We start from the raw sequence: 12,683 nt of genomic DNA on the forward strand, positions 1-12,683 counted from the left end.
ATCGGGGGTCGTCGGCGCGCCGATACCATCGGAAAGCCGCGTCCCGACACGCGACCACCGTTTCCCGCGCGCGCCCACGCGTGCGGCAGCCCGCGAGGAGCCCGATCCCGTGATGCCGACCTCGACCGAGCGCCGCCTCCCACTCATCGCCGCAGGTGCGGTCGTCGCGCTTGTGGCAGCGCTGTTCGGTGGGGCGCTGCCGGCTCAGGCGGCCGGTACCCTCACCGTCACGTCGTTCTCGGACAGCGACCCCAACGGCGCTTGCTCGCAGCCGAGCGTCGTGGTGCAGGGCTCCCCGGCGACCCTGCGCAACGCTCTCTGCGTGGCGAACAACCTCGGCGGCGCCCAGACCGTGAGCGTCCAGGCGGGCACGTACACGCTGTCGCCTGGTCTGGGCGCCCTGGTGGTCGGCACGACCGCCGGCTCGAACATCACCATCGCCGGTCAGGGCAAGCCGACCATCGTCGGGGACGGCCAGCACCAGGTGTTCCTCGTCGACCCCACTCCGGTCGGCGGAGTGACGGCGACCATCGACGGCCTGAAGATCACCGGCGGCGTCGACAACGTCTTCGGAGGGGGTGCGCTGCTGGGCGGCTCGCCCGATCCGGCCGCTCCGGACACGCTCGTCGTCACGAACTCCGAGTTCAGCGGCAACAAGGCCAACACGCTCGCGGGCAACGCCAACCCGGGCGGAGCGATCCAGTTCGTCGGGGGCTCGCTCACCGTGACGAACTCGCTGTTCTCGGGCAACGACGCCGGTGCAGGCTCGGGCGGCGCGATCTTCTATCAGAGCGTCGGCTCCGCTACCGGTCAGTCGCTGTCCATCTCCGGGAGCACCTTCTCGGGCAACTCGGCGAAGGCGACGAACGCGACAGGAGGTGCGGCCGTCGCGGTGAGCGACCCGGGTGGACGGGCAGCGCCCTCCATCACCGGCAGCACCTTCACCGCCAACACCGTCACCGCCGGGTCCGGCCTCTTCCGCGGCGCCGGACTGTGGCTGGACGGCGGCGCGCTCACGGTCAGCGGGTCCACCTTCACCGGCAACCAGAACAGCACGGGAGGCGGTTCGGCGATCGGCGTGACCGGCGGAACGCTGACCGCGCAGTACAACCGCATCACCGGCAACTCCGGAACCGCGGTGGCGAACCTCGGCGGCACGGTCACCGCGGCGTCCAACTGGTGGGGATGCGGGGGCGCGCCGGGCGCGCCGGGGTGCGACACCGTCTCGGGGACGGTCGCGTCTGCGCCGTACCTCACCCTGACCGCGGCTGCGGCACAGTCGCCGATCACGCTGCCGACCTCCAGCACCGCGGTCACCGCCTCGATCCTGGTCGACTCGTCGGGCACGGCCGTTCCGCTGGCCCAGCTCGGCGCGCTCAGCGGCCTCGCCGTCACCTGGATGGCGGTCGGCGGCTCCGCGGCCGTGTCGCCGTCGACCTCTCCGCTGTCGACCGGGCAGGTCACCACGACCATGACCGCCGGCCAGCCGGGCTCGGTGACGGTCGCGGCCAGACTCGACCAGGCGTTGGTCACCGTTCCCGTGCTCGTCTACGCACCGCCGGCGATCAGCGGGCCGACGGCGCTGACGGGCGTCGTCGGACTTCCGCAGTCGTCCGTCGTGACGACGACGGGCTACCCGAAGCCGAGCCTCAGCCTCACGGGAACCCCGCCCACTGGACTGACCTTCGTCGACAACGGCGACGGCACGGCCACCCTCTCGGGAACGCCCACCGGTCCGGCCGGCGACTATTCGTTGACGGTGACGGCCGTCAACGCGGCGGGCACGGCCACGAAGACCATCCCGTACACGCTGAACCAGACGCCCGCGTTCTCCAGCGCGTCGTCGGCTCAGTTCGCCGTCGGCTCCGCGGGATCCTTCACCGTGACCACGACCGGCCGGCCGACGCCGTCGCCGATCTCGCTCACGGGAACGCTGCCCGCTGGACTGCACTTCACCGACAACGGCGACGGCACGGCGACGATCGCCGGCACCCCGGCGGCCGGCGCGGGCGGCATCGTGACCGTCGCCCTCGGCGCTTCCAATGGTGTCGGCACCCCGGTGACGCAGTCCTTCACCCTCACCGTGCTCGAAGCGCCGAGGTTCACCAGCAGTGCTCAGACGAACGCGCTGGTCGGAACAGCCTTCTCGTTCCCGGTCACCACGGCCCACGCCTATCCCGTTCCGGCCCTGTCGGTGAGCGGCACGCTGCCCTCCGGCGTCACCTTCGTCGACAACGGAGACGGGACGGCGACGATCTCCGGCACTCCGACCGGTGGCGGCGGTACGTACCTCCTCACCCTCGCAGCGGCCTCCAGCGCCGCCACCACCTACATGTCGCTGACCCTCGTGGTGGCCGCCAAGCCCGTGATCACGCTCGCGCCGGCCGACCTCACCGTCGGCGACGGAGGGACGGCGGCGTTCACCGCCTCGGCGACGGGCTATCCCGCGCCGACCGTGCAGTGGGTCCGTTCGACCGACGGGGGAGCGACCTACACGGCGATCCCCGGGGCGACCGCGACGACGCTGAGCTTCACGGCCGCCCTGGCGGACAACGGCTACCGCTACGCCGCACAGTTCGACAACGCGTCCGGCACCGTGACGACGGTGCCGGCGGTGCTCACCGTCACCCTGACACCGACGATCACCAGCGCCGCCGCGGCCGAGTTCACGACCGGTTCCGCCGGAGCGTTCACCGTCACCACGAGCGGCTCGCCGGCCCCGGCCCTGAGCACGACGACGACGCTTCCCTCGTGGCTGACGTTCACCGACAACGGGAACGGCACCGCGACGATCGCCGGCACCCCCGCCGCAGGCGCCGGGGGCACATACCCGATCGCGATCACGGCGGCGAACGGCTCGCTCCCGGACGCGACCCAGTCGTTCGTACTGACGGTGCTGCAGCCGTCGGTGTTCACGAGCGCGGCGGCCACCACGTTCACCGCCGGAGCCTCCGGCTCGTTCACGGTCACGACGACGCCCGGTTTCCCGGCGGCCCGGGCGCTGAGCGTGTCGGGAGCCCTGCCGAGCGGTGTGCGCTTCATCGACAACGGTGACGGCACAGCGGTCTTCACCGGAACCCCTGCTGCCGGCAGCGGCGGCGTCTACAGCGTCACCGTCTCGGCGGCGAACGCACCGGCGCCGACGGCATCGCAGCCCTTCACGCTGACGGTCGAGGAGGCAGGCGCGATCACCAGCCCGGCCACGCTCGCCGTCGAGCGCGGCGTCGACGTGGACTTCACGGTCACCACCGCTCACGCCTACCCGGCGGTCGGGGCGATCACGATGACCGGCGCCCTGCCCGGTGGTCTGACCTTCACCGACCACGGCAACGGAACGGCGACGATCTCGGGCCGCACCGTCGACACGGCGGGCACGAGCACGGTCACCCTGACCGCGGGCGCCGCCGGTCAGACCCTCAGCATCGTGGTCGCGGACGTCGCACCGCTGTCGCTGCCGCTCGTGCCTCCGGCCCCGGATGGCGCGCTGCCCGGTGTTCCGGCGTCGCCGCAGGCGGGTCAGACCGTCGTCCTGACGGCGGGCGGCTTCGCACCGGAATCGCCGGTGACCTTCGGCATCTACTCGTCGCCGGTCGTCCTGGCGGTGGTGAATGCCGACGTCAACGGCACCGCATCGGCGACCATCGTCATCCCGGCCGGCTACACGGGCGCCCACTCGCTGGTCGCGATCGGAACCGCTCCGGACGGCAGCGACCGCGTGCTGCGCACCGACTTCGTGCTGCCGGGCGGCAGCGCGGGCGGAGGCCAGGGCGGCGGCTCAGGAACCTCGAACGGCTCCGGAGGGTCGGCCGCGGCCTCCACGGGCTCGGGCGACGGGCTCGCCGACACCGGCAGCGACGTCGGCACCGCGGCGCTGTTCGCGCTCCTGCTGCTCGCGGCCGGTGGGCTGCTGGTGGTGCGGAGGAGGGCCCGGCGGGCGTAAGGAGCCGGCGCACAACCGGGAAAGCGTAGGCTCGGCCTCATGCTTGCCACCGTGATCCACGGCGAACGCGACGTTCGCCTCGAGGAAGTCCCCGATCCCGTCCTGTCCACCGGCGGCGACGCCATCGTGCGGGTTGTCGCGGCCTGCGTGTGCGGCTCCGACCTGTGGCCGTACCGCGGCGTCACGCCCACCAGGAGCCCGCGCCGAATCGGTCACGAGTTCGTCGGCGTCGTGGAGGAGGTCGGGCCGGACGTGCGCACCATCGCCGTCGGCGACTTCGTCATCGCACCCTTCTACGACTGCGACATGACCTGCCTCAACTGCCGGAACGGCGTCAGCACTTCGTGCCTCCACGGCGGCGCCTGGGGCGCGGACGACCAGCTCGGCGGCTTCGCCGACGGTGGCCAGGGGCAGAAGGTGCGCGTGCCGCACGCCGACGGCTCGCTCGTGGCGACGCCCGAGTATCCCGCCGACGACCTCATCCCGAGCCTGCTCACCCTCTCCGACGTCATGGGCACCGGCCACCACGCCGCCCTGTCGGCGGGCGTGACGGAGGGCAGCACGGTCGTCGTGGTCGGCGACGGGGCGGTCGGCCTGTGCGCCGTACTCGCGTCCGCGCGCCTGGGCGCTTCGCGCATCGTGGCGATGTCGCGGCACGAGTCCCGGCAGGCGCTCGCGCGCGAGTTCGGCGCGACCGAGATCGTGGCCGAGCGCGGCGATGCCGGCGTCGCCGCGGTCAAGGAGCTGTTCGACGGCATCGGCCCGGACTGCGTCCTGGAGGCGGTCGGCACGAAGGAGTCCATGGACCAGGCGATCCGCTCGGCTCGCCCCGGCGGCATGGTCGGCTACGTCGGCGTGCCGAACGGCGGCGCCGAGCTGCCGATCCGCACTCTGTTCAACACGAACGTCGGCGTGAACGGCGGCGTCGCGCCGGTGCGCAACTACGTGGAGGAGCTGCTGCAGGACGTCTGGTCCGGCGCCATCCAGCCCGGCCGCGTCTTCGACCTCGAGCTGCCGCTCTCCGACATCGCGGAGGCCTACGCCGCCATGGACTCCCGCCGCGCCATCAAGACCCTGGTCCGCCCCTAGCCAGAACGCCGAAGGGCACGTCGTTGTCCCCCTCGCCGAGCGAGGGGGACAACAACGTGCCCTTCGGCGTATTTCAGGAGTTGACGACGAGGAGGTCGTCGAGGGCGTTGCGGGTGCGCGGAGCGAGCTCGCGCTCACGCAGCGGCGCGGGGAGGGCGTCCACATCGCCGAGCATGCCGACCGCGGTCACCGAGACCGGGGCGAAGCGCTGGTCGAGGTCGAACGCGGCGCGCAGGCCCTCGGCGTCGAAGCCGCCCATCTGGTGGGTGTGCAGGCCCTCGTGGTGCGCCTGCACGCTGAAGTGGGCGACCGCCTGGCCGACGTCGTAGGTGGCCCAGCGACGCTCGTTGCCTTCGGTGTCGACGACCTCGGCGAGGGCGACGACGAGAGCGCCGGCCGCGCCGGCCCACACCTGGTTGAAGCCCATCAGGTTCGCGACGATCGTGTCGAATGCCGCGGTGCCGCGCCGGGCGACGATGAACCGCCACGGCTGGGAGTTGTTGGCGGACGGCGACCAGCGCGCGGCTTCGAGGGCGGCGGTGAGCTTGGTCTCGTCGATCACGGCCTCGGTGTCGAATGCGCGGGGGCTCCAGCGCTCGGCCAGGACCGGGAGCAAGGGCAGGGAGGTGTCGGCGGTGCGGGTTGTGGTGTCGATCAGCGACATGGGTGGATTCTCCTCGACGTGGTTAGGGGTGCTCGAGGCTCCATTGCCCGGCTATATCCATGAGAACACATGGATATGCGCGACTATTCCAGACGGCTCACAGCCAGTCTTTGCGTTTGAACGTGATGTACAACCCCCCGCACCCGACGACCATCAGCAACGTGGAGGTCCAGAGGCCGCCCATCGTGTTGAACCCGGGATACGGAAGGTTCTGGCCGTAGAAGCCGGTCACCGCCGCCGGGATGGCGATGATCGCCGCCCAGCTGGTCACCTTCTTCATGATCACGTTGAGCCGGTTGCCCTCCATCGCGATCTGGGTGTCCGAGAGCGCCGTGACCAGGTCCCGCAGCGAGTCGGCCCATTCGACGTGGTGCACGCCCCGGTCGTAGAGACCTTGGAACAGCGGGAACAGCGGGGCGCTGACGCAGTCGGCCTCCCGCCGCAGCAGCGCGTCGACCGCGTCGCGCAGCGGCAGCAGGCAGCGGCGCAGTCGCGAGGCCGACTTGCGCAGCCGGTAGACGCGGTTCTGGATGGCCGCCGGCTTCGCGCCCGACCCCAGCAGCACGTCCTCGATGTCGTCGAGCTCGTCGTCGAGTGCCGACAGCGCCTCTCCGGACTCCGCCAGCAGCTCGTCGAGCACGATCCAGAGCAGCCAGCCGACGCCCTGGTCGCGGTGCCGCTTCTCGGTGTCGAGCCTGGCGCGCAGCCGTACGGTATCGAATCCGCCGTCGTGGTCGAGGATGAGCAGCCGAGGCAGCACGTAGATGTGGAGGTCGGCCACCACCAGCTGGAAGGTCGGCTCCTCCAGTTGCACCCGGTGCGCCGAGAGTCGCACATGCTCTCCCGCCACAAGCGGCAGATGGCCGCTCGACGCGGACGCCGGAGGGTGGAGCAGTTCGGGAGCGCCGAGGTGCTCGGCCAGCTCGGAGAGCTGCAGGCGATCGGGATCGCTGATCTCGAGGTAGCCGAACGCCGTGCTCGTCTGCAGCTTCTCGAGCAGTTCGCCCAGCGTTCCGAACTCCGCGCGCTCGTCCCCGTCGAAGAGTGCTCCCCGAACGTGGAGCGACTCCTGCACCTGTTGCGACACGCGACCTCCCTTGATGCGACGCTCCAACCTACGGCCTGCCGTGCTGGGACGCGGCAGAGAGCACATGATGAATCTCTCAGAGTCGCGGTGCGCTTCCATCGGCACGCTGCGATGCCTAGGCTGGCCTCACCCGACGAGGAGGAGCCCCGATGACCGATGCGATCGACCCCGCAGTCCCGCCCTCGGGCACCGGGTGCGTCGAGTGCGACGCCACCGGTTCCTGGTGGGTGCACCTGCGGCGGTGCGCCGAGTGCGGTCACGTCGGCTGTTGCGACGACTCGCTCTCGCGGCACGCGCGGGCGCACGCGGCGGAGACCGGTCACCCTGTCATCCAGAGCTTCGAGCCGGGCGAGGAGTGGTTCTGGGACTACACCCGCGACGCGTACATCGACGGGCCGCGGCTGGCGCCGCCGGAGAGTCACCCGGAGTCGCAGACGGTTCCCGGACCGCGTGAGCGGGTGCCGGCCGACTGGCAGCAGATCCTGCAGAGCCGCTACGGCACCAGGTCCTGATACTGCGGCAGCGAGCCGTCGAGCACCGGCACGTTCAGCGTCTCCCTCACGGTGCTCGTCTCGAACGTCACGAACGCCAGGGAGCCCGGCTTCGCGCCGAGCCCCTCGAACGTGACCGACTGGCCGCCCGACGTGCCGAGCTGCACCGACTCGGCGGGCTTGACGGTCACGGTCTCGGTGCCGGAGTCGGTGCTGATGCGCACGTCTTCCTTCGACTCGCCCTGGTTGACGAGGGTCGCCACGAGTCCGGTCGTGCCGGAGGGGTCGGAGGTGAGGAGTACGGCGTTGCCGATGAAGATCGCGCCGATGTCGCCGTTGACGCCGTCGGCCGTCTCCTGGATGTACTTGGTGTCCTGCGGGGCGATGAGATCGCAGCCGGCGAGGAGGCCGAGGATCGCGACTCCCACGATCGCGGCGGCCGCGCGACGTCGCGCGACGGTGCGGCGGGTCGTTCGACGGGTGGAGCGCTCGAGTGCGGTCACGGCGTCAGCATAGCCTCCGGGCGCGACGCACAGTAGAGGTGTTTCGAGGGGTCCGTGAGGGTACTCCGGGTATGAACGCTGTGTGACGGCCGTGTAAAACTTCGTAACTTTTCAGAGAGCGTTCTCACCCGTGTTTCGGGGTACACGCGCTCGGTCGATCGCGACGCGCCACTCCCGGGATTCCGATTGCGGATTTAGCGCCTCACCTGGTCTTTGACCGGTTCGGTACCGAAGGGTATGCCGTGTCGGCGTGTCTGCGGACATGTCCCCCGAATGCAGATGGGGGCCAAACCGTCAAGTGCGTTCCACCCCCACTTGCGGGCCGTGTTGCGGACCCGTAGAACTGTGAAAACCCGAACCGACCAGATCCCCGCCGTCGTGGATGCCACCCCCCATTCCCTCAGTGAGAGGTCTGCCTCGTGTTCATCTTCCTGCTGCAACTCCGGCACATGCTCGGCGGCCATCCGGAGTTCTACCTGTTCGCCATCTACTCCGCCCTGATCTGGGTCATCTGGATCGTGAAGGTCCTGATGTCCCGCCGGTATCGCCCCTTCACCGAGGAGTTCCACGGCACGACCAGCGTCGTCGTGCCGGTCGTGGACGAGCCGCTCGACCTGTTCCGCGACGTGCTGGGCCGCATGGTCGAGCAGAAGCCGGGCGAGATCATCGTCGTCATCAACGGCGCCCCCAACCCGGAGCTGGCCGAGGTGTGCGAGGAGTTCGCGCCGCTGGTGCGCTGGGTGCACACGCCCATCCCCGGCAAGCGGAATGCGGTGATGATCGGGACGAAGATGTCCACGGGCGAGATCACCGTGCTCGTCGATTCGGACACCGTGTGGACGCAGGACACGCTCAGCGAGCTCGTCAAGCCGTTCGCCGATCAGCGCGTGGGCGGCGTCACCACCAAGCAGCGGATCCTGGAGCCGGAGCGCTCGTGGATCACGCGGTGGGCGGACTGGCTGGAGAACTCCCGGGCCCTGTACTCGATGCCGGCGCAGAGCGTCGTGGGTCAGATCGGCTGCCTGCCCGGCCGCACGATCGCGTTCCGCCGCTCGATCCTGATGCGGGTCATGGACAAGTTCATGACCGAGAAGTTCCTCGGGGTGTTCCTGGAGGTCTCCGACGACCGCACCCTCACGAACCTCACGCTCAAGGAGGGCTACCGCACGGTGTACCAGCACACCAGCCTCGTCTACACGGACGCCCCGCTGAAGGTGAAGAAGCTGTTCAAGCAGCAGTTGCGCTGGGCGCGCGGCAGCCAGTACAACACCCTGCGCATGCTGCCGTGGATGCTCGGCCACGCACCGGTCCTGTCGTTCTTCTTCGTGATGGACATCCTGCTGCCGTTCATCCTCGCCGGCGTGCTCGGCGGCTGGGTGTACCGCTCGATCACGGGCGAGGGTTACAACTTCTACGAGGGCTTCCTGAAGTCCTACGGGATCCAGGGCGGCATCGTCACCGTCGTGGCCCTGATGGTCGCCTCCTCGGTCATCAGCATGTCGATCCGTCAGATCCGGCACCTGTCCGAGAAGCCGACCGACTTCTTCCGCCTTCCGGTGTTCATCATCGTGTCGACGTTCTTCCTCATGCCGATCCGGCTCATCGGCTTCTTCCGCATGGCGCACGCCAGCGGGTGGGGCACCAGGGCCGGGGCGTACGCGGGAGGCCCTGGCGAGATCAGTTCGGAGGACGAGATCGCGTCCTTCGGTTCGACCACGATGCCGTCCGACACCGTACCCATCGCCGGTCTGCCGGACGCGGTGGGCGGTGTGAGCTCGACCACAGCGCTGGCCACGGCCACGCGACCCGCGACCGCCGTCGCCACGCGCGCCGAAGCCAAGACGCAGGCGAAGACCTCCGCGAAGAAGTCCGGCACGCCGGCGCGCCGCAAGCGCAATCCCCTCGCCGCCATCCCGTACCTGATCGGAATCGCGATCCTGACCCTGGAGGCCCTGTTCCTTGTCTAGCCCGACCTCTACCCTCAGCAGCCGCGCCCACTCCTGGTGGGCCCAGTCGAAGTCGCGGTCGCAGGCGACCGCCGCCTCGTTCATCGCCCTCGCGCTGGTCCTCGTCGGCATCTCCACCTATGTCTGGGTGTCGCCGACGGGAGCGCCCCTCCGCGATGCGGTCGCCGACGCGACGCAGACCATCACCCCGTTCGCCGCCCAGAACGCCGAGCTCAAGCGCAACCTGAACCGCGCCACGCAGACCATCGCCTCGCAGAAGGGCAAGCTGACCGCGATTCAGTCCCAGGCGCTGGCCGCCCAGGCCGGCTCCGCCAAGCAGCTCGCCGCAGCCCAGCAGAAGGCGCTCGCCGCCCAGAACGAGGTCGCGAGCCTCAAGGCGCAGCTCGCCGCGGCCCAGGCGAAAGCGGGCAGCTCGTCCCGCGCCGGCGCATCGGGCAAGCCGGCGTCGAACTCCGGGTCGAACGGCAACGGGGCCACCCCCGTGACCGCGCCCGCCCGTGCCGACCTCGTGAACCCGTCGTCGCGGTACTTCGGCATGTACACCGACCAGGCGCCCTTCAACTGGGCGACCTTCGACTCCACGAGCTCGAAGATCGGCGTCTCCCCGAACCTGGTCGGGTACTTCCAGGGCTGGGACCAGACGTTCCGCGGCGATGCCGTCACCCGGGCGTGGAAGCAGGGCCGGATGCCGATGATGACCTGGGAGTCGCGACCGATCACCTCAAGCAACGACTCCAACGTCGCCCCCGACTACTCCTTGCCGAAGATCATCGGCGGCGACTTCGACGCCTACCTGCACCAGTACGCGAAGGACATCGTGGCCACCGGCCTCCCGCTCGCCCTGCGGCTCGACCACGAGATGAACGGCATCTGGTACCCGTGGTCAGAGAACGACGGCGCGGGCAAGTCGATCAACGGGAACAGCCAGGGCGACTACGTGAAGATGTGGCGGCACGTGCACGACATCTTCCAGCAGGAGGGCGCGAACGACCTGGTGGTCTGGGTGTGGGCCCCGAACATCGTGAACAACCTCCCCGCCTCGCACAAGGCTGCGGGCTACCTCGAGAACCTGTACCCGGGCGACCAGTACGTCGACTGGGTCGGCCTCTCCGGCTACCTGCGGCCCCCGTTCAAGCCGGACAACGATTTCAGCTTCGACTACACGTTCAAGCCGAGCCTGGACAAGCTCCGGAGCATCACGAAGAAGCCGATCATCCTCGCCGAGGTCGGGGCGTCGGAGACCGAAGGCCACAAGGCGGCCTGGATCACCTCGTTCTTCAACGGCCTCGCCAAACCCGAGAACGCCGACATCATCGGCTTCTCGTGGTTCAACCTCGCCGTGACCAGCTACGTGGAGGGCGTGCGCGCCACCAACGACTGGCGCATCGACTCCCGGGCGGACACGCTGTCGGCGTTCATCGCCGGCCTCACCAGACCGGAAGACGACTTCACGCTCACTCCGGCCCCCTAGATCCCATCCCCGTCCACTCAGCACGGAAGGAACGCACATGACCTCCACCCCGTCCACCAAGAAGCCGAAGGAGCAGCCGGCCCCGCGCATCAGCGTGATCGGCACCGGCTACCTCGGAGCCACGCACGCCGCGGCCATGGCCGAGCTCGGCTTCGACGTCATCGGCGTCGACACCGACCCGCACAAGGTCGCGGAGCTCACGGAGGGCCGCGCGCCCTTCTTCGAGCCGGGTCTGCCCGAACTCATCCGCAGCAACGTCGCCGCAGGTCGGCTGCGGTTCACGACCGACATCGCGGAGGCCGTCGCGGTCTCCGACGTGCACTTCATCTGCGTCGGCACCCCGCAGCAGTCCGGTTCGTTCGCCGCGAACCTGAGTTATGTGGAGGCTGCGGCGCGCGGCATCGCCGCCCACCTCACCCACGACGCCCTGATCGTCGGAAAGTCGACCGTCCCCGTCGGAACCGGCGCCCGCCTGCGCGCGATCGTGGCGGAGGCCGCGCCGGCCGAGGTGGACGTCGAGCTCGTCTGGAACCCCGAGTTCCTGCGCGAGGGCAAGGCGGTCGACGACACGCTGCGCCCCGACCGGCTCGTCTTCGGCGGCACGTCGGAGCGGTCGGAGGCCCTCCTCCGCCGCGTCTACGCCCGGCCGATCGCCGACGGCACGCCTGTGCTGGTGGCCGACCTGCCGACCGCCGAGCTGGTGAAGGTGAGCGCCAACGCCTTCCTCGCCACCAAGATCTCGTTCATCAACGCGATCGCCGAGGTGTGCGATGCCGCCGGCGCTGACGTCTCCCTCCTGGCGGACGCGCTCGGCCACGACGCGCGCATCGGGCGGCAGTTCCTCAACGCGGGCCTGGGCTTCGGCGGCGGGTGCCTCCCGAAGGACATCCGGGCGCTCATGCACCGCTCGAACGAGCTCGGCGCGCACGCCGCCGTCGGCCTCCTGCAGCAGGTGGACGAGATCAACATGGGCCGTCGGCAGCGCGTCATCGACCTGGCGCTCGAGGCGCTGGGCGGCTCCGTGCTCAACCGCCGGATCGGCGTGCTCGGCGCCGCCTTCAAGCCGCACACCGACGATGTGCGCGACTCGCCGGCGCTCAACGTGGCCGCGGCGCTGCACCTGCGCGGCGCCCAGGTGGTCGTCTACGACCCGCAGGCGCGCGGCACCGCCCAGCGGCTCTTCCCGACTCTCGGCTACGCGGAGTCGATGGAGGATGCCGTCGATGGCGCCGACCTGACGGTCGTCCTCACCGAGTGGGACGAGTTCACCGGGGCGGACCCCGCGCGACTGGGCGCACTGGCGAGCGGCAGCACGGTCATCGACGCGCGCAACTGCCTCGATGCAGCCACCTGGAACGCCGCGGGCTGGACCGTCCTCGGCATGGGCCGGGTGCCGGAGAGCGCGCGCCTCGTCCCCGACGCCCTCCCCGTCCCCATCCACTGACGCACACCGACCTCCTACCTTCGGGGC

The 12,683-nt window shown here is 70.1% G+C and carries 9 protein-coding genes; 6 read left to right on the forward strand and 3 right to left on the reverse strand.

The features are described 5' to 3' along the window. The first annotated feature begins 112 nt into the window (after positions 1–112). Together JNB50_RS05140 and JNB50_RS05145 are read left to right on the forward strand one after the other, a co-directional pair. On the forward strand, positions 113–3,940 hold the full coding sequence (locus tag JNB50_RS05140; protein WP_208039003.1) for an S-layer family protein: 3,828 nt from the start codon (positions 113–115) through the stop codon (positions 3,938–3,940). A 39-nt stretch (positions 3,941–3,979) separates the two neighbouring features. Continuing rightward, on the forward strand, positions 3,980–5,029 hold the full coding sequence (locus JNB50_RS05145) for a zinc-dependent alcohol dehydrogenase family protein (protein WP_208039005.1): 1,050 nt from the start codon (positions 3,980–3,982) through the stop codon (positions 5,027–5,029). Positions 5,030–5,102: 73 nt separating this feature from the next. Here JNB50_RS05145 and JNB50_RS05150 read toward each other — a convergent pair whose 3' ends face one another. Continuing rightward, positions 5,103–5,693 (reverse strand): nitroreductase family protein, encoded by a 591-nt coding sequence (locus JNB50_RS05150; RefSeq protein ID WP_208039007.1) that lies wholly within the window; start codon positions 5,691–5,693, stop codon positions 5,103–5,105. A gap of 97 nt (positions 5,694–5,790) precedes the next feature. After that, positions 5,791–6,780, reverse strand: a complete 990-nt coding sequence (locus JNB50_RS05155; RefSeq protein WP_208039008.1) for a CorA family divalent cation transporter — start codon at positions 6,778–6,780, stop codon at positions 5,791–5,793. A gap of 149 nt (positions 6,781–6,929) precedes the next feature. On the opposite strand from JNB50_RS05155, the gene JNB50_RS05160 reads away from it, so the two are divergent. Beyond that, a complete protein-coding gene (locus JNB50_RS05160; protein WP_208039009.1) occupies positions 6,930–7,292 on the forward strand; it encodes a UBP-type zinc finger domain-containing protein in 363 nt (120 codons plus the stop codon). Here JNB50_RS05160 and JNB50_RS05165 read toward each other — a convergent pair. After that, positions 7,274–7,774: a hypothetical protein gene (locus JNB50_RS05165; RefSeq protein WP_208039011.1), complete on the reverse strand. Its 501-nt coding sequence runs from the start codon at positions 7,772–7,774 to the stop codon at positions 7,274–7,276. The two genes, JNB50_RS05160 and JNB50_RS05165, sit on opposite strands and share 19 nt — an antisense overlap. A 419-nt stretch (positions 7,775–8,193) precedes the next feature. Here JNB50_RS05165 and JNB50_RS05170 point away from each other — a divergent pair, with 419 nt between their 5' ends. Genes JNB50_RS05170 through JNB50_RS05180 form a run of 3 tightly spaced genes read left to right on the forward strand, consistent with a single transcriptional unit; the run spans position 8,194 to position 12,656 of the window. Continuing rightward, positions 8,194–9,741, forward strand: a complete 1,548-nt coding sequence (locus JNB50_RS05170) for a glycosyltransferase family 2 protein (RefSeq protein ID WP_208039012.1) — start codon at positions 8,194–8,196, stop codon at positions 9,739–9,741. Then, positions 9,734–11,212, forward strand: coding sequence for a glycoside hydrolase family 26 protein (locus JNB50_RS05175; protein WP_208039014.1), 1,479 nt, complete (start codon positions 9,734–9,736; stop codon positions 11,210–11,212). Before JNB50_RS05170 ends, JNB50_RS05175 begins: the two co-directional genes overlap by 8 nt. Positions 11,213–11,249: 37 nt before the next feature. Further along, complete coding sequence (locus JNB50_RS05180) at positions 11,250–12,656, forward strand: UDP-glucose/GDP-mannose dehydrogenase family protein (RefSeq protein ID WP_208039015.1); 1,407 nt, start codon at positions 11,250–11,252, stop codon at positions 12,654–12,656. Positions 12,657–12,683 lie beyond the last annotated feature (27 nt).

This window comes from Leifsonia sp. TF02-11 (assembly GCF_017565305.1).
Taxonomy (GTDB): domain Bacteria; phylum Actinomycetota; class Actinomycetes; order Actinomycetales; family Microbacteriaceae; genus Leifsonia.